Origin of the sequence: Kluyvera sp. Awk 3 (assembly GCF_028069715.1) — a bacterium.
Classification (GTDB): domain Bacteria; phylum Pseudomonadota; class Gammaproteobacteria; order Enterobacterales; family Enterobacteriaceae; genus Kluyvera; species Kluyvera georgiana_A.
Window position 1 is genome coordinate 1 of sequence record NZ_JANEWH010000074.1, and the last position, 24,217, is coordinate 24,217.

Annotated in this window: 23 protein-coding genes; 14 read left to right on the plus strand and 9 right to left on the minus strand. The window is 55.4% G+C overall.

Annotated features, from left to right (window positions below):
- Positions 1 to 85 precede the first annotated feature (85 nt).
- A complete protein-coding gene (gene rpmE / locus NNN71_RS15440; RefSeq protein ID WP_035892364.1) occupies positions 86 to 298 on the minus strand; it encodes a 50S ribosomal protein L31 in 213 nt (70 codons plus the stop codon).
- 195 nt (positions 299 to 493) lie between these two features.
- On the opposite strand from rpmE, the gene priA reads away from it, so the two are divergent.
- The 7 genes from priA to rraA all read left to right on the plus strand — a co-directional run bounded on the left by priA (position 494) and on the right by rraA (position 8,470).
- The gene (gene priA / locus NNN71_RS15445; protein ID WP_163447322.1) at positions 494 to 2,689 is read left to right on the plus strand and encodes a primosomal protein N'; all 2,196 of its coding nucleotides are present in this window, start codon (positions 494 to 496) and stop codon (positions 2,687 to 2,689) included.
- Positions 2,690 to 2,839: 150 nt separating this feature from the next.
- Complete coding sequence (gene cytR, locus NNN71_RS15450; protein ID WP_163447323.1) at positions 2,840 to 3,862, plus strand: DNA-binding transcriptional regulator CytR; 1,023 nt, start codon at positions 2,840 to 2,842, stop codon at positions 3,860 to 3,862.
- Positions 3,863 to 3,960: 98 nt separating this feature from the next.
- A complete protein-coding gene (gene ftsN / locus NNN71_RS15455) occupies positions 3,961 to 4,932 on the plus strand; it encodes a cell division protein FtsN (protein ID WP_163447324.1) in 972 nt (323 codons plus the stop codon).
- An 89-nt stretch (positions 4,933 to 5,021) separates the two neighbouring features.
- Positions 5,022 to 5,552 (plus strand): ATP-dependent protease subunit HslV, encoded by a 531-nt coding sequence (gene hslV / locus NNN71_RS15460; protein WP_064540381.1) that lies wholly within the window; start codon positions 5,022 to 5,024, stop codon positions 5,550 to 5,552.
- 9 nt (positions 5,553 to 5,561) lie between these two features.
- Complete coding sequence (gene hslU / locus NNN71_RS15465; protein WP_065357286.1) at positions 5,562 to 6,896, plus strand: HslU--HslV peptidase ATPase subunit; 1,335 nt, start codon at positions 5,562 to 5,564, stop codon at positions 6,894 to 6,896.
- A gap of 69 nt (positions 6,897 to 6,965) precedes the next feature.
- A complete protein-coding gene (gene menA / locus NNN71_RS15470; protein WP_065357287.1) occupies positions 6,966 to 7,892 on the plus strand; it encodes a 1,4-dihydroxy-2-naphthoate polyprenyltransferase in 927 nt (308 codons plus the stop codon).
- 92 nt (positions 7,893 to 7,984) lie between these two features.
- Positions 7,985 to 8,470, plus strand: coding sequence for a ribonuclease E activity regulator RraA (gene rraA / locus NNN71_RS15475; RefSeq protein ID WP_271458856.1), 486 nt, complete (start codon positions 7,985 to 7,987; stop codon positions 8,468 to 8,470).
- 82 nt (positions 8,471 to 8,552) lie between these two features.
- Here rraA and pfkA read toward each other — a convergent pair whose 3' ends face one another.
- The 3 genes from pfkA to cpxP all read right to left on the minus strand — a co-directional run bounded on the left by pfkA (position 8,553) and on the right by cpxP (position 11,246).
- Entirely contained in the window at positions 8,553 to 9,515 is a 963-nt protein-coding gene (pfkA, locus tag NNN71_RS15480) for a 6-phosphofructokinase (RefSeq protein ID WP_064540394.1), read from the minus strand.
- Positions 9,516 to 9,712: 197 nt separating this feature from the next.
- Positions 9,713 to 10,606: a CDF family cation-efflux transporter FieF gene (gene fieF, locus NNN71_RS15485; RefSeq protein ID WP_163447325.1), complete on the minus strand. Its 894-nt coding sequence runs from the start codon at positions 10,604 to 10,606 to the stop codon at positions 9,713 to 9,715.
- Between the two features lie 139 nt (positions 10,607 to 10,745).
- Positions 10,746 to 11,246, minus strand: a complete 501-nt coding sequence (cpxP, locus tag NNN71_RS15490) for a cell-envelope stress modulator CpxP (RefSeq protein WP_163447326.1) — start codon at positions 11,244 to 11,246, stop codon at positions 10,746 to 10,748.
- 149 nt (positions 11,247 to 11,395) lie between these two features.
- On the opposite strand from cpxP, the gene cpxR reads away from it, so the two are divergent.
- Both cpxR and cpxA read left to right on the plus strand, forming a co-directional pair.
- On the plus strand, positions 11,396 to 12,094 hold the full coding sequence (gene cpxR, locus NNN71_RS15495) for an envelope stress response regulator transcription factor CpxR (protein WP_064540403.1): 699 nt from the start codon (positions 11,396 to 11,398) through the stop codon (positions 12,092 to 12,094).
- Positions 12,091 to 13,464, plus strand: coding sequence for an envelope stress sensor histidine kinase CpxA (gene cpxA, locus NNN71_RS15500; RefSeq protein ID WP_163447327.1), 1,374 nt, complete (start codon positions 12,091 to 12,093; stop codon positions 13,462 to 13,464). Before cpxR ends, cpxA begins: the two co-directional genes overlap by 4 nt.
- A gap of 79 nt (positions 13,465 to 13,543) precedes the next feature.
- On the opposite strand, the gene yiiM is transcribed toward cpxA, so the two are convergent.
- From yiiM to rhaS, 4 genes are all read right to left on the minus strand, one after another.
- The gene (gene yiiM, locus NNN71_RS15505) at positions 13,544 to 14,281 is read right to left on the minus strand and encodes a 6-hydroxyaminopurine reductase (protein ID WP_271447439.1); all 738 of its coding nucleotides are present in this window, start codon (positions 14,279 to 14,281) and stop codon (positions 13,544 to 13,546) included.
- 6 nt (positions 14,282 to 14,287) lie between these two features.
- Entirely contained in the window at positions 14,288 to 14,908 is a 621-nt protein-coding gene (gene sodA, locus NNN71_RS15510) for a superoxide dismutase [Mn] (RefSeq protein ID WP_163447329.1), read from the minus strand.
- Between the two features lie 158 nt (positions 14,909 to 15,066).
- A complete protein-coding gene (rhaR, locus tag NNN71_RS15515) occupies positions 15,067 to 15,918 on the minus strand; it encodes an HTH-type transcriptional activator RhaR (RefSeq protein WP_271458857.1) in 852 nt (283 codons plus the stop codon).
- A 72-nt stretch (positions 15,919 to 15,990) separates the two neighbouring features.
- On the minus strand, positions 15,991 to 16,827 hold the full coding sequence (gene rhaS / locus NNN71_RS15520) for an HTH-type transcriptional activator RhaS (RefSeq protein ID WP_163447331.1): 837 nt from the start codon (positions 16,825 to 16,827) through the stop codon (positions 15,991 to 15,993).
- A gap of 303 nt (positions 16,828 to 17,130) precedes the next feature.
- Between rhaS and rhaB the strand changes: the two genes are divergently transcribed.
- The 5 genes from rhaB (at position 17,131) to rhaM (ending at position 22,439) form a co-directional block, all read left to right on the plus strand.
- Positions 17,131 to 18,600, plus strand: coding sequence for a rhamnulokinase (gene rhaB / locus NNN71_RS15525; RefSeq protein WP_163447332.1), 1,470 nt, complete (start codon positions 17,131 to 17,133; stop codon positions 18,598 to 18,600).
- The gene (gene rhaA / locus NNN71_RS15530; protein ID WP_167577202.1) at positions 18,597 to 19,856 is read left to right on the plus strand and encodes an L-rhamnose isomerase; all 1,260 of its coding nucleotides are present in this window, start codon (positions 18,597 to 18,599) and stop codon (positions 19,854 to 19,856) included. The genes rhaB and rhaA overlap by 4 nt, the downstream gene beginning before the upstream one ends.
- Positions 19,857 to 19,957: 101 nt before the next feature.
- On the plus strand, positions 19,958 to 20,788 hold the full coding sequence (gene rhaD, locus NNN71_RS15535) for a rhamnulose-1-phosphate aldolase (RefSeq protein ID WP_064540441.1): 831 nt from the start codon (positions 19,958 to 19,960) through the stop codon (positions 20,786 to 20,788).
- 191 nt (positions 20,789 to 20,979) lie between these two features.
- The gene (fucO, locus tag NNN71_RS15540; protein ID WP_167577203.1) at positions 20,980 to 22,128 is read left to right on the plus strand and encodes a lactaldehyde reductase; all 1,149 of its coding nucleotides are present in this window, start codon (positions 20,980 to 20,982) and stop codon (positions 22,126 to 22,128) included.
- On the plus strand, positions 22,125 to 22,439 hold the full coding sequence (gene rhaM, locus NNN71_RS15545; protein ID WP_163447335.1) for an L-rhamnose mutarotase: 315 nt from the start codon (positions 22,125 to 22,127) through the stop codon (positions 22,437 to 22,439). The genes fucO and rhaM overlap by 4 nt, the downstream gene beginning before the upstream one ends.
- A gap of 107 nt (positions 22,440 to 22,546) precedes the next feature.
- On the opposite strand, the gene NNN71_RS15550 is transcribed toward rhaM, so the two are convergent.
- Entirely contained in the window at positions 22,547 to 23,944 is a 1,398-nt protein-coding gene (locus tag NNN71_RS15550; protein ID WP_167577204.1) for a carbohydrate porin, read from the minus strand.
- Positions 23,945 to 24,217: the final 273 nt, after the last annotated feature.

Genomic DNA, 24,217 nt, shown 5'->3' on the forward strand with positions numbered 1-24,217 from the left:
CGCCTGACACATAATTTCGTAGAGGATGGAGGGGATTTTTGGACACAAAAAAAGCGCCCTGAGGCGCTTTTTTCTGCCTGGCAACTTACTTGCTGCCTGGGATGCTGAAACGCTTGTTGAAGCGGTCAACACGGCCACCGGTAGCAACATCACGCTGCTTGCCAGTATAGAACGGGTGGCATTTACCGCACACGTCCAGGTTCAGGTCGTGACCGACGGTAGAGCGGATCTGCATGACGTTACCGCAAGAACAGGTTGCAGTAATTTCTTCGTATTTCGGGTGAATATCTTTTTTCATGGGAAAACCTCGGTTAAGGCCGCGTCGCTCTTCCAGCCCTAACGCCAGACACCACGCGATGTTGATAGTATGTTTCCTGATGCCAAAATGCACCAAAGGCGGCGAATCATACAGAATTTGACCAGCAGATGCAAACTGATCCGCACCCCTACAATGTGTATACTGTCTCGCCAGATTTCAAGTCAGGAAGAAAACATGCCCGTTGCTCACGTTGCCCTGCCTGTTCCACTGCCCCGCACGTTCGACTACCTGCTGCCTGACAACCTCAGCGCCAAAGCGGGCTGCCGCGTGCGCGTGCCGTTTGGTAAACAAGAGCGCGTGGGGATTGTGGTGTCGGTCAACGAAAGCAGCGAACTGCCGCGCGATGAGCTCAAAGCGGTGATCGACGTGCTGGACGACGAATCGGTTTTCTCAACCTCGGTGTGGCGTCTGCTGCTGTGGGCCGCGGAGTACTACCATCATCCGATTGGCGACGTTCTGTTCCACGCGCTGCCCATCATGCTACGCCAGGGAAAACCTGCCAGCGCCGCGCCGCAGTGGTTCTGGTTTGCCACCGAGCAGGGACAAGCGGTGGATATTAATAGCCTGAAGCGCTCCCCAAAACAGCAACAGGCGCTGGCGGCCCTGCGTCAGGGAAAAATCTGGCGTCACCAGGTGGCAGAGCTGGAATTTAATGAAAGCGCGATGCAGGCGCTGCGCACCAAAGGGCTGTGTGAGCTGGGCAGCCTGGCGCCGGAAATTATCGACTGGCGCTCCGCTTATTCCGTCCCCGGCGAACGCCTACGTTTGAATACCGAGCAGGCCACCGCGGTTGGCGCTATTCACAGCGCCTCCGACGAATTCTCCGCGTGGCTGCTGGAAGGCGTCACCGGCTCGGGTAAAACAGAGGTGTATCTCAGCGTACTGGAAAACGTGCTGGCCAAAGGCAAGCAGGCGCTGGTCATGGTGCCGGAAATCGGCCTGACGCCGCAGACCATCGCCCGCTTTCGCGAGCGGTTTAACGCCCCGGTGGAAGTCCTGCACTCGGCGCTCAACGACAGCGAGCGGCTGGCCGCCTGGCTGAAGGCGAAAAGCGGCGAGGCGGCGATTGTCATCGGCACCCGTTCCTCTCTCTTTACGCCATTCAAAAATCTCGGCGTGATCGTCATTGATGAGGAGCACGATAGCTCATACAAGCAGCAGGAAGGCTGGCGCTATCATGCCCGTGACCTCGCCGTATGGCGCGCTCACAGCGAGCAAATTCCCATTATCCTCGGCTCGGCAACGCCGGCGCTGGAGACCTTGCTTAACGTCCGCCAGCATAAATACCGTCTACTGCGCTTAACTCGCCGCGCGGGCAACGCGCGCCCAGCGACTCAGCACGTACTCGACCTCAAAGGCCAGCAGTTGCAGGCCGGACTCTCCCCCGCCCTGATCAACCGCATGCGCCAACATTTGCAGGCCGATAATCAGGTGATTTTGTTCCTCAACCGCCGTGGTTTTGCGCCAACGTTACTGTGCCATGATTGCGGCTGGATTGCCGAATGCCCGCGCTGCGACAGCTACTACACGCTACACCAGTCACAGCACCATTTGCGTTGCCACCATTGCGACAGCCAGCGTCCTATCCCGCGCCAGTGCCCATCCTGCGGCTCAACGCACCTGGTTCCGGTCGGGCTGGGTACCGAGCAACTGGAACAGGTACTGGCGCCGATGTTCCCCGGCGTCCCGTTGTCGCGTATAGACCGCGACACCACCAGCCGTAAAGGGGCGCTTGAGCAACATCTTGCTGAAGTGCACCGCGGCGGCGCGCGTATTTTGATTGGCACTCAGATGCTGGCAAAGGGGCACCATTTCCCTGACGTCACGCTGGTTGCGCTACTGGACGTCGATGGCGCGCTGTTCTCCGCCGATTTCCGGTCGGCGGAACGCTTCGCCCAGCTGTATACCCAGGTCTCTGGCCGCGCCGGACGCGCGGGCAAACAGGGCGAAGTGGTGCTGCAAACTCACCACCCTGACCACCCGCTACTGCAAACGCTGCTCTATAAAGGCTACAACGCCTTCGCCGAACAGGCGCTGGCCGAACGCCAGACGATGCAGCTGCCGCCATACACCAGCCATGTCCTGATTCGCGCGGAAGATCATAACAACCAGCAGGCGCCAGTGTTCCTGCAGCAGTTACGTAACCTGATACAGGCCAGCCCGCTGGCGGACGATAAGCTGTGGGTGCTCGGCCCGGTTCCTGCGCTGGCCCCCAAACGTGGCGGCCGCTATCGCTGGCAGATTCTCCTGCAACACCCCTCACGCGTGCGTTTGCAACACATCGTCACCGGCACGCTGGCGCTCATCAACACCCTCCCGGAATCCCGCAAAGTGAAGTGGGTTCTCGACGTTGACCCGATAGAAGGTTAATTCAGAGTTGCGAGCGGGATCGTGAAATCAAACAATCATCACACTTTTGATGAAAATTCTGTAACAGATCTCCCTAACTATCTGATAAAAGTGTGTCAGATGTCAGGCCACAAAGGACGTGCCTGCGCCAGTCAGTGAGGAGAGAATCAGGTGAAGGCTAAAAAACCGGTTGTTGCCGCAACCATGAAAGACGTTGCCCTCCAGGCTAACGTCTCTACGGCAACCGTATCCCGTGCATTGATGAACCCTGAGAAGGTGTCGCAGGCAACGCGTAATCGCGTGGAGCAGGCGGCGCTGGAGGTCGGGTATCTTCCGCAAATGCAGGGCCGTAATATGAAGCGCAATGAGTCGCGCACCATCCTGGTGATTGTTCCGGATATCTGCGATCCCTTCTTTAGCGAAGTGATCCGCGGGATCGAGGTGACAGCGGCGGCGCAAGGTTATCTGGTGCTGATTGGCGACTGCGCGCATCAGAATCAGCAGGAAAAAACCTTCATCGATTTAATCATCACCAAACAGATTGACGGCATGCTACTGCTCGGCTCCCGTCTACCGTTCGACGCCAGCATTGAAGAACAGCGCAACCTGCCACCAATGGTGATGGCGAACGAATTCGCGCCGGAGCTGGGCCTGCCAACGGTCCACATCGACAACCTCACTGCCGCCTTCGACGCCGTTAACTATCTTCACGAGCTGGGCCATCAGCGTATCGGCTGTATCGCCGGGCCGGAAGAGATGCCGCTGTGCCACTACCGCCTGCAGGGATACGTTCAGGCGCTGCGCCGCAGCGGGATTACCGTTGACCCTCACTACATTGCCCGCGGCAACTTCACCTACGAAGCGGGCGCCAGCGCGCTGGAACAGCTACTGGCGCTGCCGAAGCCGCCAACCGCCGTATTCTGTCACAGCGATATTATGGCGCTGGGCGCGCTCTCCTGGGCCAAACGCCAGGGTCTGAAAGTGCCGGAGGATCTGTCCATTATCGGCTTCGATAACATTTCGCTGGCCGAATTCTGCGACCCACCGTTAACCACCGTCTCTCAACCGCGTTTTGATATTGGCCGTGAAGCCATGCTGCTGCTGCTAAACCAGCTAAGCGGGCAGTTTGTTGATAGTGGTTCCCGTCTACTCGACTGCGAACTGATCGTTCGCGGCAGTACAAGCAAAATTTGATGTAAAGCCGGGCGCTTTAAGACTTGCTTGTCTGGTCAAAGCCCCGTCGCTTAAGTAACATGTCGGGCTAACTAACGGAAAAAGACAGCGAAACGATAGTGGCACAACGAGACTATGTACGCCGCGGCCAGCAGGCACCTTCGCGGCGCAAGAACAGCGCTTCACGGAATACACGGAAAAAGCAGAGTAACTTTCCGGCAGTCTCTCCTGCCATGGTGGCAATTGCTGCTGCGGTAGTGGTCGCTTTTATCGGCGGTTTGTACTTCATCACGCATCATAAAAAAGAAGACGCCGAATCCCTGCAAAGCCGCCAGATAACCGGTAACGGCCTGCCGCCGAAGCCGGAAGAACGCTGGCGCTACATCAAAGAGCTGGAAAGCCGCCAGCCGGGCGTGCGTGCGCCAACGGAACCGTCCGCGGGCGGGGAAGTCATCAATCCGAATCAGCTGACCGACGAACAACGCCAGCTGCTGGCACAAATGCAGGCGGATATGCGCCAGCAGCCCACGCAGCTGACCGAAGTGCCGTGGAACGAGCAGACGCCAGCACAGCGCCAGCAAACGCTGCAACGCCAGCGTCTTGCCCAGCAAGCGCAGCAGCAGTCACAGCAGCAGCAGTGGACGCAAACGCAGCCGGTGCAGGCGCCGCAAACCCGTACCACGCAGCCGGCACAGCAGCCACGTCAAACGCAGACTCAGCAGCAGCCGAAAGCCGTTGCGTCGAACTCGCCGTATCAGGATCTGCTGCAAACACCGGCCCACACGGCTTCACAGCCAAAAACCCAGGCCGCTGCACCGGTAACGCATGAAACGACGCCGCCGAAGGCGAGCGAGAAAAAAGATGAACGCCGCTGGATGGTCCAGTGTGGTTCCTTCAAAGGTGCCGAACAGGCGGAAACGGTCCGCGCTCAGCTGGCGTTTGAAGGCTTCGACTCGAAGATCACCACCAACAACGGCTGGAACCGCGTGGTCATCGGCCCGGTGAAAGGTAAGGATAACGCCGACAGCACCATCGCCCGTCTGAAGATGGCGGGTCACGGAAACTGCATCAGGCTAGCTTCAGGGGGTTGAAACCCCCAAAAACTCCCCCATCTATACTTACATTCTGCCCCGTACGCGGTACGGGGCTACTCTATCCGTATTGGTAAAGGGGTCTGCTCGTGACAACAATAGTAAGTGTTCGCCGTAACGGCAACGTCGTCATTGCCGGGGATGGTCAGGCCACGCTGGGCAATACCGTCATGAAAGGCAACGTGAAAAAAGTTCGCCGTCTGTACAACGACAAAGTGATCGCCGGTTTTGCGGGCGGTACTGCGGACGCCTTCACGCTGTTCGAACTGTTTGAACGTAAACTGGAAATGCACCAGGGCCACCTGGTGAAAGCCGCCGTCGAACTGGCGAAAGACTGGCGTACCGACCGCATGCTGCGCAAACTCGAAGCGCTGCTGGCCGTGGCTGATGAAACCGCCTCGCTGATCATCACCGGTAACGGCGACGTCATTCAGCCAGAAAACGACCTGATTGCCATCGGCTCTGGCGGCCCATACGCCCAGGCCGCGGCCCGTGCGCTGTTGGAAAATACCGACATGAACGCGCGTGATATCGCGGTGAAAGCGTTGGATATTGCAGGTGATATCTGCATCTATACCAACCACAACCACACCATTGAAGAATTACCGTCTAAGGCGTAAGGATCTCCCATGTCTGAAATGACCCCACGCGAAATTGTCAGCGAACTGGACAAACACATTATCGGCCAGGACGCAGCGAAGCGTTCCGTCGCGATTGCCTTACGTAACCGCTGGCGTCGTATGCAGCTCGACGAAGAGCTGCGTCACGAAGTCACGCCGAAAAACATTCTGATGATCGGCCCAACCGGCGTCGGTAAAACCGAAATCGCCCGTCGTCTGGCCAAACTCGCCAACGCGCCGTTCATCAAAGTTGAAGCCACCAAGTTCACCGAAGTGGGCTATGTGGGTAAAGAAGTTGACTCCATCATCCGCGATCTGACCGATTCGGCGATCAAGATGGTGCGCGTACAGTCGATTGAGAAAAACCGCTACCGCGCGGAAGAGATGGCCGAAGAACGTATTCTCGACGTGCTGATCCCGCCGGCCAAAAACAACTGGGGCCAGGCTGAACAGCAATCTGAACCGTCCGCGGCGCGCCAGGCGTTCCGCAAGAAGCTGCGCGAAGGCCAGCTGGACGACAAAGAGATTGAAATCGATCTCGCCGCGGCACCGATGGGCGTAGAAATCATGGCGCCTCCGGGCATGGAAGAGATGACCAGCCAGCTGCAGTCCATGTTCCAGAACCTGGGCGGCCAGAAGCAGAAACCGCGTAAGCTGAAAATCAAAGATGCGATGAAGCTGTTGATTGAAGAAGAAGCGGCGAAACTGGTCAACCCGGAAGAGCTGAAACAGGACGCGATCGACGCGGTTGAGCAGCACGGCATCGTGTTTATCGACGAGATCGACAAAATCTGTAAGCGCGGCGGTAACTCCTCCGGCCCGGACGTGTCCCGTGAAGGCGTTCAGCGCGATCTGCTGCCGCTGGTTGAAGGCTGCACCGTCTCCACCAAGCACGGGATGGTGAAAACCGACCACATTCTGTTTATCGCTTCCGGCGCGTTCCAGGTGGCTAGCCCGTCAGACCTGATTCCGGAGCTGCAGGGTCGTCTGCCAATCCGCGTTGAGCTGAAAGCCCTGACCACTCAGGACTTCGAGCGCATTCTGACCGAGCCAAACGCCTCTGTCACCGTGCAGTACAAAGCACTGATGGCCACCGAAGGCGTGAACATTGAGTTCACCGAGTCGGGTATCAAGCGTATTGCCGAAGCGGCATGGCAGGTTAACGAAACCACCGAAAACATCGGTGCGCGTCGTCTGCATACCGTTCTTGAGCGCCTGATGGAAGATATCTCCTACGACGCCAGCGATCTCAATGGCCAGAGCATCACAATTGATGCGGAATACGTGAGTAAACATCTGGATGCATTAGTCGCAGATGAAGATCTGAGCCGTTTTATCCTATAATCGCGTTCACTGCATGTTCATCTTTAATTGATGGGGCTGAAAGGCCCCATTTTTATTGGCTGATTACTAATGACAAATACACCTGTAAGCCGCACTCAGGCCTGGCTGGAAAGTCTGCGCCCCAAAACGCTACCTCTGGCCTGCGCGGCGATTATCGTCGGCACCACCCTCGCCTGGTGGCAGGGCCACTTTGACGCGGGCGTCGCCGTGCTGTCGCTGATTACCGCCAGCCTGCTGCAAATTCTCTCTAACCTTGCTAACGACTACGGCGACGCGGTGAAAGGCAGCGACAAGCCGGACCGCATCGGGCCGCTGCGCGGGATGCAAAAAGGGGTGATTACTCAGCAGCAGATGAAGCGCGCGCTGATTATCACCGTCGGGCTGATTTGCGTCTCCGGTTTGGCCCTGCTGTTCACCGCATCCCAGACGACCGGTGATTTTATCGGTTTCCTGGTGCTGGGGCTGTTGGCGATTATCGCCGCCATCACCTATACCGTCGGCACGCGCCCGTATGGCTATATTGGCCTCGGCGATATTTCCGTGCTCATCTTCTTCGGCTGGTTGAGCGTTATCGGTAGCTGGTACTTACAGACGCACAGCCTGAGCAGCGCGATTATTCTGCCAGCCACCGCCTGCGGCCTGCTGGCCACCGCGGTGCTGAATATCAACAATCTGCGCGATATCGACAGCGACCGCGACAACGGTAAAAACACGCTGGCAGTGCGTTTGGGGCCCGTCAACGCCCGTCGCTATCACGTTTGCCTGCTGATGGGCACATTGGTGTGCCTGGCGCTGTTCAACCTGATTTCCCTGCATAGCCCGTGGGGCTGGCTGTTTATCCTCAGCGCTCCGCTGCTGGTGAAACAGGCTCGCTACGTGATGCGTGAACGCTCGCCGCAGGCAATGCCGCCCATGCTGGAACGGACGGTCAAAGGGGCGCTGTTGACTAACCTACTGTTCGTCATTGGAATTGTGCTCAGCAAGACGTTCGCTTAACTGACAAATATCAATTAACAATTGATGATTTTGCCAACAATGCGTAGAGCGCGATATACTAAAATCACTCGCAGCAACTGAGCGTTAATCCTATGAAATACGATACTTCCGAGCTTTGCGACATCTACCAGGAAGATGTCAACGTAGTAGAACCCCTGTTCTCTAACTTTGGCGGGCGGCTGTCGTTCGGTGGGCAAATCATCACCGTGAAATGTTTCGAGGATAACGGGTTGCTGTACGATCTGCTCGAACAGAACGGTCGTGGCCGCATTCTGCTGGTCGACGGCGGCGGTTCTGTCCGCCGCGCGCTCATTGATGCCGATCTCGCCCGCCTGGCCGCTCAGAACGAGTGGGAAGGCATTGTGGTGTACGGCGCGGTGCGTCAGGTCGATGATTTAGAAGAACTGGATATCGGCATCCAGGCCATCGCGGCGATTCCGGTCGGCGCGGCGGGCGAAGGCATCGGCGAAAGCGACGTACGCGTTAATTTCGGTGGTGTCACCTTCTTCTCCGGCGACCATCTGTATGCCGATAACACCGGCATCATCCTGTCGGAAGATGCGCTGGATATTGAATAAGCGCCCTGAACCTGTAAAAAAGCCTTCTCATCGAGAAGGCTTTTTTTTCGCTCAAATCTGCCCGTTTCCGGGCAAACGTGAATCAGTACAGCTGCTTAGCGCATTCCAGCCAGTCACCTTTGAACGGACGCTTCATGTTTTCGATCGCGTCGATGATGTCATGGTGAACCAGTTTTTCGTTCTGAATACCGACGCAACGGCCACCGAAGCCCTGCTGCAGCAGTTCAATGGCATACGCGCCCATACGGGATGCCAGGATACGGTCATAAGGCACCGGGGAGCCGCCACGCTGGATGTGACCCAGAACGGTCGCACGGGTTTCACGGCCCGTTTCTGCTTCGATAAAGTGCGCCAGTTCGTCAACATCGCACATGTGTTCGGTAATCGCGACGATCGCGTGTTTCTTACCTTTTGCGATGCCCGCTTTGATTTCCGCAACCAGGTCGTCACGTTTGAATTCGATTTCCGGCACCACGATAAACTCGCAGCCGCCTGCAATAGCTGCCGCCAGCGTCAGGTCACCGCAGTAGCGGCCCATCACTTCAACAACGGAGATACGCTGGTGAGAAGAAGAGGTGTCACGCAGACGGTCAATCGCTTCTACCACGGTGCTCAGCGCGGTGAAGAAGCCAATGGTGTAGTCAGTGCCTTTGATATCGTTGTCGATGGTGCCCGGCAGACCGATGCACGGGAAGCCCATTTCGGTCAGACGCATAGCACCCATGTAGGAACCGTCGCCGCCGATAACCACCAGCGCATCAATGCCGCGTTTTTTCAGGTTTTCGATAGCCACGTTGCGAACGTTTTCGTCGCGGAATTCCGGGAAGCGCGCGGAGCCCAGGAAGGTACCGCCACGGTTGATCATGTCGGACACGCTGTAACGGTCAAGCGGGACCATGCGGTCTTCATACAGGCCCAGATAACCGTCGTAAATGCCCATCACTTCCAGGCCTTCCGTCAACGCCGCGCGCACCACGCCGCGAATCGCGGCGTTCATGCCTGGCGCATCACCGCCACTTGTCAACACACCGATTTTCTTAATCATGACTACCTCTGAACTTAGGAATGCTAAAAATTAATTCTTCTGCCCGAAGCGCTCCCACTGTTGGGGGAGAGAACGACTCTATGTAGAGATAGTATATCAAGCGCTTCTTGCTGAATTGATTCAGGTCAGGCTAAGCGGCGGTTATTTATACAAATAATGCCGATTTAGCTCACACTTTGTACAACCACTGCGAAAGTTCAAATGCCGCTATTGCCTTGCGGGACAACAGAGCATGGATCCTGGTGAATAATCACGTCGGAACCGGGAAAGCGATGCAAAATCGCCTGCTCCACCTGGTCGGCAACGTGATGCGCCTGAACCAGCGGCAGGTTATCTTCCATTTCCAGATGGATCTGAATAAAGCGGGTCGGCCCTGACTGCCGCGTACGGAGATCGTGAGCACCGCTTACGCCCGGCCAGGCGGTCACGATGTCGATAATTTCCTGGCGTTCTTCATCGGGTAGCGCGCGATCCAGTAGCGACTGAACCGCTTCGTACCCCATACGTAACGCGCTATATAGAATATAGATGCCAATTCCTAATGCAAACAGCGCATCGGCACGATGCCAACCGTACCAGGAGAGACCGAGTGCAACAAGAATTGCGCTGTTCATCATAACATCAGACTGATAATGAAGCATATCCGCCCGAACGGCCTGGCTTTGGGTTTTTCGCACCACCCAGCGCTGAAACGTCACCAGAACCAGAGTGCTGATTAAGGCAATAACCGTTACCGCCACGCCAATGCCCGGCTGGCTCATCGGCGTAGGGCGAACCAGATGTTCAATACCGGTCAAAAACAGGAACAGTGCGGAACCGGAGATAAACATACTTTGCGCCAGCGCCGCCAGCGATTCTGCTTTCCCATGACCAAATGTGTGCTCTTCATCAGCCGGTTGCAGTGAGTAACGCACTACCAATAGGTTGGTCAGCGAGGCAGCAATATCCACCAGTGAGTCCACCAGCGCCGCCAGAATACTGACCGAACCGGTAAACCACCATGCAAAAATTTTAATGATCAGCAACAGCGAGGCCATTACCGTTGCCGCAATTGCCGCGCGGCTGACCAACTGGCCATAAGATTGATTCATAAACACTCCTGACTTCAGATCTGCGTAGTATAGCGGAATGTTTATGCAGCGCACCGTGTCGAATTTAGGGCAAAAAAAACCCCCTCATCATGAGGGGGAAGACAGGGATGGTGTCTATGGCAAGGAAAAACAGGGGTTGTTACTGGTTGCTACGGGTATTGCTACTAAACAGATTCACATTCGAACCTTGTTGCATCCGTGCAACGTCACGCAGCTGCTCCATTCGCTGCTGGTGATTCTCATTTAAAGCCGCTTGCTGCTCTGGCGTTAGCAGGCGATACATCTGATTGCGAACCTTCGCCATTTCAACCTGGCGGTTCACCTGCTCCTCGGCCATTTTTTCGGCCTGGGCGCGCACAGCGGCTTCATCAAATTTTTCTGCGGTGACAAGGCGATGCATTGCCTCCACTTCGCTAACATTAACGGGTGGGCGATCGTGTCGCGCCCGTTGCATCAAATCGCGCATTTGCTGGCGTTGATGTTCGGTTAAACTAATACCGTCGAACATATGACCCTGGCCGTTTCGCAGCGAATTATCTTCCGCTGGGTGCCAGTTAACGCTGGTGACGACTTCATCGGCCTGGCTTAGTGCACTGAATGCCAGCGTTGAGGCCATGACGGCAGCGATAACATTGCGCATCACATGCTCCCAAAAACTTTTGTGTCGCGATTCAACGAGAGACAGTTTACGATTCAGGCTGAAAACATGCGTCAGGGGGTGTAAAACAACGTAAAGTCATGGATTAGCTGGCTCTGATGACGTAATTTCTGCCTCGGAGGGATGAAAATATGAATAAAATTTTACTAGTTGATGATGACCGAGAGCTGACTTCCTTACTTAAGGAACTGCTTGATATGGAAGGCTTTAACGTTCTGGTTGCCCATGATGGCGAACAGGCGCTTGCGCTTCTTGATGACAGCATCGACCTACTTTTACTCGACGTGATGATGCCGAAAAAGAACGGAATCGACACGCTGAAAGAATTACGACAAACACACCAGACTCCCGTCATTATGCTGACCGCCCGCGGAAGCGAGCTGGATCGCGTTCTGGGCCTTGAACTGGGCGCAGATGACTATTTACCTAAACCCTTTAACGACCGTGAGCTGGTCGCGCGTATCCGCGCTATTTTGCGCCGTTCGCACTGGAGCGAACAGCAGCAAAGTAGCGATGCCAGTTCGCCTACCGTAGAAGTCGACGCCCTGAGCCTGAACCCTGGCCGCCAGGAAGCCAGCTTCGATGGCCAAACCCTGGAGCTCACCGGCACCGAATTCACCCTACTCTATCTGCTGGCACAGCATTTGGGTCAGGTGGTGTCGCGCGAACATTTAAGCCAGGAAGTGCTGGGCAAACGCTTAACGCCGTTCGATCGCGCAATCGACATGCACATTTCCAACCTGCGTCGGAAGCTGCCGGAACGTAAAGACGGTCATCCGTGGTTTAAAACCCTGCGTGGTCGCGGCTACCTGATGGTCTCCGCTTCATGATAGGAAGTTTAACCGCCCGCATCTTCGCCATCTTCTGGTTAACCCTGGCGCTGGTGTTGATGCTGGTTTTGATGTTACCCAAGCTCGACTCGCGTCAGATGACTGAACTGCTGGATAGCGAGCAGCGTCAGGGCATCATGATCGAACAGCATGTTGAAGAAGAGCTGGCCAACGATCCCCCCAACGATTTGATGTGGTGGCGTCGGCTGTTCCGCGCGATTGATAAATGGGCTCCGCCGGGCCAGCGTCTGCTGCTGGTCACCAGCGAAGGCCGCGTGATTGGCGCAGAACGCAACGAAATGCAGATTATCCGTAACTTTATCGGACAGTCGGACAACGCCGACCATCCGCAGAAGAAGAAATACGGGCGCGTGGAGTTAGTCGGGCCATTTTCGATTCGTGACGGTGAAGATAACTATCAGTTGTACTTAATCCGTCCGGCCAGCAGTTCACAGTCTGACTTTATCAACCTGCTGTTCGACCGGCCGCTGTTGCTGTTGATCGTCACCATGTTGGTCAGCGCGCCGCTGCTGTTGTGGCTGGCGTGGAGCCTGGCAAAACCGGCACGTAAGCTGAAAAACGCCGCGGATGAAGTCGCTCAGGGCAACCTGCGCCAGCATCCCGAACTGGAATCCGGGCCGCAGGAGTTTCTGGCGGCAGGGGCCAGCTTTAACCAGATGGTGATGGCGCTGGAACGGATGATGACCTCCCAGCAGCGTCTGCTTTCCGATATCTCCCACGAGCTGCGCACGCCGTTAACGCGTCTGCAACTGGGCACGGCGCTGCTACGTCGCCGCAGCGGTGAAAGCAAAGAGCTGGAGCGTATTGAGACAGAAGCGCAACGTCTGGATAGCATGATTAACGACATGTTAGTGATGTCGCGAAATCAGCAGAAGAGCGCGCTGGTGAGCGAGACGCTGAAGGCGAATCAGCTGTGGGGCGAGGTGCTGGATAACGCCGCGTTCGAAGCCGAGCAGATGGGTAAAACGTTCAACGTTGACTATCCGCCGGGGCCGTGGCCGTTGTACGGCAACCCGAACGCGCTGGAAAGCGCGCTGGAGAACATCGTCCGTAACGCGTTGCGCTACTCGCACACGAAAATCGCCGTGAGCTTCTCGGTGGATAAAGACGGCGTTACCGTTCACGTGGACGACGATGGCCCAGGCGTAAGCCCGGAAGATCGCGAGCAGATTTTCCGCCCGTTCTACCGTACCGATGAAGCGCGCGACCGTGAGTCTGGTGGTACGGGGCTGGGGCTGGCGATTGTTGAAAGCGCCATGCAGCAGCACCGCGGCTGGGTGAAGGCTGATGACAGCCCGCTCGGCGGCTTGCGGCTCACGCTGTGGTTACCGCTGTACAAGCGAACCTAGAAACCATCGGCCTGCATATGCAGGCCGATTTTTTTGGTCCTGTGCGTTTGACCGCCTGATGGCGTTACGCTTATCAGGACTACTTGCCCCACAATCTTCGGCTGTTATCTTCAATCTTGCCGCTCAGACGACGCTTCTGCATGGTTCTGCTCCAGCTAACTGACAATCCGGCTGCGCTCAGCAGGCGATGATACTGGTCATCATCAAAAGGCAGATGCCAGGCAATGGCGGCAGCGTCATACACCGAAACATCGCTCAGACGCGACACTAGCTCCAGCGGAGCGTCAGTGGACACCTTACCCGGCGCAATCACCCGATACAGCCAGCCGACCTTGCCGCTGTTTTGCATCAGTGACGCCATATCGCTGATAGCAAAATGGAAATTGAGCTTAAAACACGGAGAGCGGGGCTGGGTGACCTGAATCAACGTCTCACCCCAGCGATAAATATCGCCGATAAACACGTTGTGTTCGGTCATGCCTTCCGTCGAAAGATTTTCACCAAAAGCGGGGGCGCAGAACAGCTCGGCCTGTTCGGGGAATTCACGAATCAGCTCGGCATAGTGTTCGCGGGGATAGTGGCACAGCGCGCGGTCGGGGCCGCCGTGGATTTTCTTTTCGGCCTGCTCATCGCCAAGCAGTCCCAGCTCGGTCAGTTCCAGCTCGCCGTCGATTTGCACCTTGGCGATAGCGCTCGGGCGGCTGCCGTCATAATCACGAATTTTGCCAATAAACACGTCAACCGGATAATGCATCTGCTGCTCCTTACGCGGATACAAAAAAAGCGAGTCATCAGACTCGCTTCTACAGACGTGCAATGCAAATTATTTTTTAGCGGCGAAACGCGCTGCTGCTTCGTCCCAGTTCACCACGTTCCAGAACTCTTTGATGTAGTCCGGGCGGCGGTTCTGGAATTTCAGGTAGTAAGCGTGTTCCCATACGTCCAGGCCCACGATCGGGAAGCCGGAAGCGCCGGAAATGGCTTCACCCATCAGCGGGGAATCCTGGTTAGCGGTAGAAACCACAGCCAGTTTGTCGCCTTTCAGTACCAGCCACGCCCAGCCGGAGCCGAAACGGGTTGCTGCTGCTTTTTCGAATTCAGCTTTGAAGTTGTCAACGGAACCGAAGTCACGCTCGATAGCTGCTTTCAGATCACCCTGCAGGGTGGTGCCTTTTTTCAGGCCTTTCCAGAAGAAGCTGTGGTTAGCGTGGCCGCCGGCGTTGTTACGCAGAACGGTTTTCTTATCCGCCGGCAGCTGATCCAGTTTCGCGATCAGTTCTTCAGCAGACAGAGAAGCGAACTCCGGCAGGCTCTCCAGCGCTGCGTTAGCGTTGTTCACGTAAGCCTGGTGGTGTTTGCTGTGATGGATTTCCATCGTCTGTTTGTCGAAGTGCGGTTCCAGGGCATCGTACGCATAAGGCAGTGACGGCAGGGTATAGCTCATAATCATCTCCATTATTGTCGGGCGGCAAACCTGTAAACGCCGCGTAATCAGTTGGTTCATTATAGTTAATTAAATGATATTGAAAATGATTATCAATGCCGTAGTTTTTATAAGGTTATAACAATTTGTTATGCCCCTGATAACACGCGGCATTCAGGTTAATTGACGGGGATACGACTGCGCTGACGCCACTGCCCCGGCGTCATGCCAATCTCGCGGTTGAACACCACGGAAAAATAGTTGCTGTCCTCAAACCCACAGCGCATCGCCACTTCACCAATCAGCAGCTCAGTGTGCTGCAACAGATATTGCGCGTGGCAAATGCGCAGCTGGCGCAGGTAATGGTTTACAGTCATTCCGGTCTGGGTGCGGAACTGCTGGCGTAGCGCTCGCTCGCTGCATCCCTGTTGCTCACAGAAGGAATCCAATACGAAAGGCCGGTTCAGGCTGCCCGCCAGCGCGGTGAGCAGTTTATCCAGCAACGCTTCGCTTTGCGTTGCCGCCAGATTATCCGTCGCGTAACGATAACGTTTCAGGCACACCACCAGTTGGGCAAACAGCAGTTCAGACATCTGGTTCGCCAGCGCGTCTTCTTTGCGGCTCTCGTGCTCGAGCTGGGTCATAATCTGCCGCGCCTGTGTCATTCCGGTACTGCCAATGCGCCAGTGTGGCACCCAGGGCGAACCGCGCAATCCAGGAATATGGCTGACCCAGTCGAGATTAAGCTTCAGACGTTCGGGGCAATAGATAATATTCTGCAAAACCAAATCGTTAACCGAAGCGTAGGAGTGTTTATCTTCGGCACGAATATAGAACAGATCGCCACGGGTAATACGGTAGGGACGGTCATTGAGGATATGCAGGCCGTTGCCGCGCCAGACCAGCACCAGCTCGCAAAATTCGTGGGTATGCTCAGCAAAAACGTTTTGCGGATAACGATCCGCCACCGCAACGGCCTGTGCGGAACTGGCGAAAAACTCGTCTTTTCGAAGGATTAACTGGCCTGACACGCTGATACCTCAACGACTAACAACTCACTATTATTAGCCGTTTTGCGGTAAAAAACGGTGATTGCCTTCGCGTTACTGAAGCAGCGTATCCCGGCCCTGGCGGATATCGCGCGGCGACCAGTTAAATTCGCGACGGAACAGCGTGGAGAAGTGGTTACTGTCACCAAACCCGCAGTGGTAAGCAATATCGGTCACGCTTTCATCGCTGTGGCGCAGCAGGTGCCGCGCTTTAATCAGCCGCAGACGGTTCAGATAACGCTGCGGCGTCAGGCCGGTACAGTGCTTCAACTGGCGGTGCAGCGTACGTAGCGATAGCGAGAACTGCTCGGCCAACCCTTCCCAACATACGTCCTCAGCAAAGTGATCTTCCAGCCACGCCATCAACTGGTTTAGTCGGGCATCGTTATCGATAGCGCCTTGCACCTGGCTACCTTTACGTAACAAGACCAGTAGTTGCATAAACAGAATTTCTCGGTTGGCCAGCGACATCATATCGGTACTGTCATTGGCTTCTTCCATCTGACCCACAATCGCTCGCACCTGCTGTAACGTACTCTGGTTAACACGCCAGTGGGAAGGATAGTGGCCATCGAGTTCCTGCGGCAGCAGTTTGTTCAGACCTGACAAGAACTGGAAAGCATCCGGGGCACGATATAACACGTTTGTCAGACAGAGATTGTCGGTATGTTCATACAGATGGCGATCGACGTCGCGCACGAAGCAAACGGTGCCACCACAAATGGTATGCGGCTGACCATTGAACACATGAATACCCGTGCCGTGCTCAACAATAACAATCTCATTAAAATCATGATGATGCTCAGGAAAAGCCGCCTGAGGAAGTCGAGGTTCGATCGCAACAGGCAACTTACCGGAAGAGAAGAAATCCACGCTGTGTAATACGGTCATAACAACGCCCACCAGATGAGAAATGTTATCAGGATAGTAATATCCGCTGAGGGTTCTCACCTTGACGTTTTGACAGCAAAGCGCGCAAACCCGGTCGTTTTTTCAAGAAACAGCCGGAAAGTTCGGGAAATGCGGTCAGTATCACACCCCCTGAAAGCGGCATGATCGCAGGAATTTGTGAACTCTCTCACGTTCATCTTTGCTTTCTTGCCAGCGCCCAATAGCGTCTGTCAGTAACGAGAAGGTAGTGGCGGTGTCCTTTTTTTAGACTGAGCGGTAATGACTCTCAGAAGGACTTTTGCCATGACTTTTCGCCATTGTGTGGCCGTCGATTTAGGCGCTTCAAGCGGACGCGTAATGCTGGCGCGCTACGATGCCCGGTCGCGTTTGCTTTCACTGCGCGAAATCCACCGTTTCACGAACAGCCTGCATCAGCAGGATGGTTTTGATACCTGGAACATCGACAGCCTGGAAGCAGAAATCCGCACCGGCCTTAACAAGGTGTGCGATGAAGGCATCCGTATCGACAGCATCGGTATCGACACCTGGGGCGTTGACTACGTGCTGCTGGATAAAAATGGTCAGCGTGTCGGCCTGCCGGTCGCCTATCGCGACAGCCGCACCGATGGCGTGATGGCCATGGCGATGGAACAGTTAGGTAAAAGCAATATTTACCGCCGCAGCGGCATTCAGTTCCTGCCGTTCAATACGCTATATCAGCTGCGCGCGCTGGTTGAACAACAGCCGGAACTGGTCGCTCAGGCGGCTCACGCGCTGCTGATCCCGGACTATTTCAGTTACCGTCTGACCGGCAAGATGAACTGGGAGTACACCAACGCCACAACCACGCAGTTGGTGAATATCAACAGCGATAGCTGGGACGAAGACCTGCTCAACTGGACCGGCGCACCGGCCTCCTGGTTTGGCACGCCGACGCATCCAGGTAACGTGATTGGTCATTGGGTTTGCCCACAGGGTAACAATATTCCGGTCATTGCCGTCGCCAGCCATGACACCGCCAGCGCGGTGATTGCATCGCCGCTGGCAAGCCATGATGCCGCCTACCTCTCTTCCGGCACCTGGTCGCTAATGGGCTTTGAGAGCAAAACGCCTTACACCAGCGAGCAAGCGCAGCGCGCGAATATCACTAACGAGGGCGGTGCCGAAGGCCGCTATCGGGTGCTGAAAAACATTATGGGTTTGTGGCTGCTACAGCGTGTGCTGAAAGAGCAGAACGTGAGTGACCTGCCGACGCTCATCGCGGATACCGCGAAGCTGCCCGCCTGCCGCTGGCTGATCAACCCCAACGACGACCGCTTTATTAACCCACACAACATGAGCGCCGAAATTCAGGCTGCCTGCCGCGAAACGGCACAACCGGTGCCTGCCAACGCCGCCGAGCTGGCGCGCTGCATTTTCGACAGCCTCGCGCTGCTGTACGCCGACGTGCTCAACGAGCTGGCGCAGCTACGCGGCAAGCCATTTAGCCAACTGCATATCGTGGGCGGCGGCTGCCAGAACCATCTGCTGAACCAACTGTGCGCCGATGCCTGCGGCATCACCGTGGTGGCGGGGCCAATCGAAGCCTCAACGCTGGGTAATATCGGCATCCAATTAATGGCGCTGGACGAACTTTCCAACGTCGATGATTTCCGCAAGGTCGTGACCCATAACTACGGTCTCACCACCTTCACCCCTCATCCTGACCATGAAATTGCCCGCTACGTTGCGCAGTTTCAGCAACAACGACAGACAAAGGAGCTTTGCGCATGACCACTCAACTTGACCAAGCCTGGGAACTCGCGAAACAGCGCTATGCCGCCGTCGGTATCGACGTCGAAGAGGCGTTGCGCCAGCTGGATCGCCTGCCGGTATCCATGCACTGCTGGCAGGGCGATGACGTCGCGGGTTTTGAAAACCCAGAGGGCAACTTAACGGGTGGGATCCAGGCTACCGGCAACTATCCGGGCAAAGCGCGTAACGCCAGCGAACTGCGTGCCGATCTGGAGCAGGCGTTAAGCCTGATTCCGGGGCCAAAACGTCTGAACCTGCACGCGATCTATCTCGAGTCGGATACGCCGGTCGCGCGTGATGAAATCAAACCCGAGCACTTCAAAAACTGGGTTGAGTGGGCGAAAAAACACAAGCTGGGTCTCGACTTCAACCCATCCTGCTTCTCACACCCGCTGAGCGCAGATGGCTTTACCCTGTCCCACGCCGATCCGAAAATCCGCCAGTTCTGGATTGACCACTGCAAGGCCAGCCGCCGCGTTTCCGCTTATTTCGGCGAACAGTTGGGCACACCGTCGGTGATGAACATCTGGATCCCGGACGGCATGAAAGACGTCACCGTTGACCGTCTGGCGCCGCGCCAGCGTCTGGCCGCCGCGCTGGATGAAGTGATCAGTGAGAAACTGGATCCGGCGCACCACATTGACGCCGTGGAAAGCAAACTGTTCGGTATCGGCGCAGAAAGCTACACCGTGGGCTCCAACGAGTTCTATATGGGCTATGCCACCAGCCGCCAGACCGCGCTGTGTCTGGATGCCGGCCACTTCCACCCGACTGAAGTGATCTCCGACAAAATCTCCGCCGCCATGTTGTATGTACCCCGCCTGCTGCTGCACGTCAGCCGCCCGGTGCGTTGGGATAGCGACCACGTTGTGCTGCTGGATGACGAAACCCAGGCCATTGCCAGCGAAATCATCCGTCACAACCTGTTTGATCGCGTGCATATCGGTCTCGATTTCTTCGATGCCTCCATCAACCGTATCGCGGCGTGGGTTATCGGGACTCGCAACATGAAGAAAGCCCTGCTGCGCGCGCTGCTGGAGCCAACCGCCGAGCTGCGCAAGCTGGAAGCTGAAGGCGACTACACCGCACGTCTGGCGCTGCTGGAAGAGCAGAAGTGCCTGCCGTGGCAGGCGGTGTGGGAAATGTACTGCCAGCGTAACGATACGCCAGCGGGCAGCCAGTGGCTGGAGAACGTGCGTCAGTATGAGAAAGAGATCCTGAGCAAGCGTGGGTAATTAACCCTCTCCAGATAACACCGAACAGTCCCCTCTCCCCTGCGGGGAGAGGGCTAGGGTGAGGGGAAACACCTCACCGATACAACAGGAACCACAAGACTATGCAGAACATTACCGACTCCTGGTTCGTCCAGGGCATGATCAAAGCCACCTCTGACGCCTGGTTAAAAGGCTGGGACGAGCGTAACGGCGGCAACCTGACGCTGCGTCTGGACGAAGCGGATATCGCGCCATTCACCGCTGATTTCCACGCTGAGCCGCGCTATATCGCTCTGAGCCAACCGATGCCAATGCTGGCGAACACGCCGTTTATCGTCACCGGTTCCGGTAAATTCTTCCGTAACGTGCAGCTCGACCCCTCCGCTAACCTCGGCGTAGTAAAAGTGGATAGCGACGGTGCGGGTTACCACATTTTGTGGGGGCTAACTCACGAAGCGGTGCCCACCTCCGAACTGCCTGCGCATTTCCTGTCGCACTGCGAACGTATCAAACTGACTGACGGCAAAGATCGCGTCATCATGCACTGCCACGCGACCAACCTGATCGCCCTGACCTACGTGCTGGAAAACGACAGCGCGCTGATCACCCGCAAACTGTGGGAAGGCAGCACCGAGTGTCTGGTGGTCTTCCCGGACGGCGTTGGCATTCTGCCGTGGATGGTGCCGGGCACCGATGAGATTGGTCAGGCGACCGCCGTTGAAATGCGTCAGCATTCTCTGGTGCTGTGGCCGTTCCACGGCGTCTTTGGCAGCGGCCCAACGCTCGATGAAACTTTTGGTCTGATTGATACCGCCGAAAAATCCGCAGAAGTGCTGGTGAAGGTGTACTCAATGGGCGGCATGAAGCAGACCATCACACAGCAAGAACTGATTGCCCTCGGCCAGCGCTTTGGCGTAACGCCGATGGCCAGCGCATTAAATCTGTACAAGTAAGCCTATAGCCTGACCTCGCCGCTCGAGGTCAGGCATCAGAACCTATCCCTTTAGAACCGTCTCACGCAGAGCTAATGGGATAGGTTTTTAGCCCATTGTGGCGCCACTCTCATACCTTCCCTTCCTGAAAGACCATGCTACTCCCCGAAGGGAATACGGAATTAAACAAGATAGGTATCAAGGAGAACACCATGAGTTTTATGTTAGCACTGCCAAAAATCAGCCTGCACGGTGCGGGCGCAATTGCCGATATGGTTAACCTGGTTGCCGGGAAACAGTGGGGCAAAGCGCTGATCGTTACCGACGGGCAGCTGGTGAAACTGGGCCTGCTGGACAGCCTGTTTACCGCGCTGGATACGCATAAAATGTCTTACCACCTTTTCGATGAGGTTTTCCCCAACCCGACCGAAGAACTGGTGCAAAAAGGTTATGCCGCGTACCAGGCGGAATCCTGTGATTACATCATCGCTTTCGGCGGCGGCAGCCCAATCGACACCGCGAAAGCGATTAAGATCCTGACCGCTAACCCAGGCCCATCTACCGCCTACTCAGGCGTGGGTAAGGTGCTGAACGCGGGTGTACACCTGGTGGCAATCAACACTACCGCCGGCACCGCCGCCGAGATGACCAGCAACGCGGTCATCATCGACACCGCCCGCCAGGTGAAAGAAGTTATTATCGACTCGAATATTATTCCGGACATCGCCGTGGACGATGCCAGCGTGATGCTCGATATTCCGGCTTCGGTCACCGCAGCAACCGGTATGGATGCCCTGACCCACGCGGTTGAAGCGTATGTTTCCGTTGGTGCGCACCCGCTGACCGACGCCAACGCGCTGGAAGCGATCCGTCTGATCACCCTGTGGCTACCGAAAGCCGTCGACGACGGTCATAACCTGGAAGCGCGCGAGCAGATGGCCTTTGGTCAGTATCTGGCGGGGATGGCATTCAACAGTGCCGGTCTGGGCCTGGTACATGCGCTGGCGCATCAGCCGGGCGCAACCCACAATCTACCGCACGGCGTGTGCAACGCCATCCTGCTGCCGATCATCGAAAACTTTAACCGTCCGAACGCGGTGGCGCGCTTTGCCCGCGTCGCGCAAGCGATGGGGGTCGACACCCGCAATATGAGCGACGAAGCCGCCAGCATGGAAGCCATTAACGCCATTCGTCAGCTGAGCGCGCGTGTTGGCATTCCTGAAGGTTTCAGTAAACTGGGTGTCACCAAAGAAGACATCGAAGGGTGGCTGGATAAAGCGCTGGCTGACCCTTGCGCGCCTTGCAACCCGCGTACCGCCAGCCGCGATGAAGTTCGCGAGCTGTACCTGGAGGCATTATGATCCGTAAAGCCTTTGTGATGCAGGTGAACGCCAACGCACACGAAGAGTACCAGCGCCGCCACAATCCTATCTGGCCGGAGCTGGAAGCCGTGCTGAAAGCGCATGGCGCGCACCACTATGCGATTTATCTCGATCAAGCACGCAACCTGTTGTTCGCCACCGTGGAGATTGAGTCTGAAGAACGCTGGAATGCAGTGGCCAACACCGACGTATGCCAGCGCTGGTGGAAATACATGACCGAAGTGATGCCGTCTAATCCGGATAATAGCCCAGTAAGTGCAGAGCTGAAGGAAGTGTTTTACCTGGCATAATTCGATGACCTACCCGTAGGACGGATAAGGCGCTGTGCTTATCCGTTCTACAATAAATTATGCCGTATAAAAGAGAAAGGCCCCTGTTTCCAGAGGCCTTTGTTGTTTTAGAAGTAGTATTTGAAGCGAACGCGCGCGCCGTAACGATCGTCGTCTGAGGAAATCTTCTCATCACTCTGGATTTTAGAGTAATAGGTACCCAGATAAATATTAAAGTTCTGCATATTCATTACGTTTTTAATCCAGTAGGAAGCATGAACGGTATGAATATCGTAGGTACCCTCTTCCTGAATAATGCAGTCGTTATCGCAGACTACGCCATTAAAGTCGCTAATCTTGTTATGCGCATAAATATAACCGACTTCAAAGTTCTTCCACCAGATATTAGTGGCCGCAGTAAAATCGTCTTCATTATTCGCATCTAAATAGGCGGTATTCAGGTTAAAGATAACGCCATTATCGGGATCAGTTTTGGTATTATCCCAGGTCATGGTTAAACCATAACCGGTACGATCAGACTGATCGACAAACTCGCCTTTGCTGTTGGTATAACCGTAAGCATTGTTGACCACGTTCGATTCCATCGCCGCAGAGAACGAGAGCTCGGACGTCGGTTTCCAGTTCACGACCGGGCGCAGATAGACCACGTTTTTATCGTTTTCCATCTTACGACCATGATAGGTGCGGCCATCCGTCTGGACGTTATCACCGTCGGCAAACAGGGTAGTACCGTCTTCAATCAACGAGTTCAGTTCGAAGTACCAGTTATCAACCTGCTTGCTCATCAGGAAGTTGCCGCCCGCATCGGAACGACCGCGGCCTTCTTTCATCATATAGATATAGCCCTGACCGTCGGTGTACAGGTCGTTGGCGGTATTACCAGAATGCTCGACGAAGGTATCCTGGTTGAGCGGGAACATATCGGCGGCTTCAAAACGACCAACCTTAATTTTCCAGTCGTTTTCTTCACCGAAGTGGAAGTATGAATCATCGAGGTTCATGCTGCCGTACATATCAGCCAGCGGCTGGATGGAGAAGCCAGCGAATTGGCCGTTATCCAGCTTCCGCATGCCGTCAAAACCGATCAGGATACGGCCATCCATATCCCACGTCCCGATAGATTTATCTTCATTGAGCTTGGTCAGCGTGCCGCGGCGGCTCTCGCCATCCATGTTGAATTCCACATCGCCGTAGATTTTCAGGTCGCCATACCCGGTCAGCTGAAGATTGGGCATTGTGGCGTTTTTCTTCGTCTCTTCCACAGGGGTCTGGCCGTTTACCGGCGTATTACCCTGCGCTGTCTTAATTTCTTTAATCTCTGCTGCCTGCTGCACCTGCAGGTCCTGAACTTTTTGTTCAGCCCGATCGGCGCGGCTTTCTGCGGCTTCCAGACGAGATTCTAACTGTTCCAGTCGCTGTTCCAACGTCATCTTCGTTGTTTTAGCGAAACCGGTATTGGCCACTAATAATAATCCAATAGCAATAGCTAGTGTCGATTTCTTCATTATTTACTTTCCTTGAAATAAATAACTACCTGGAAATCCCAAAAGAGATTTCACGCGCATTTGTATAACGGTGATGAATGTTTTATCATCCACTCAATAAAGGACATCAACCTTTAAAAAAAAGACACATTTCTTAATAGGCGGAAAAACACTAGCTAATATTCTTTAGCGCGTAAATAAGGGTCTTTGAAAGATCGTGAGCGAGATAACACTGAAAGAGAATAAAAGAGGAGTGTCGGATATTATTTATAATAAATAACCAATAGAAAAGAC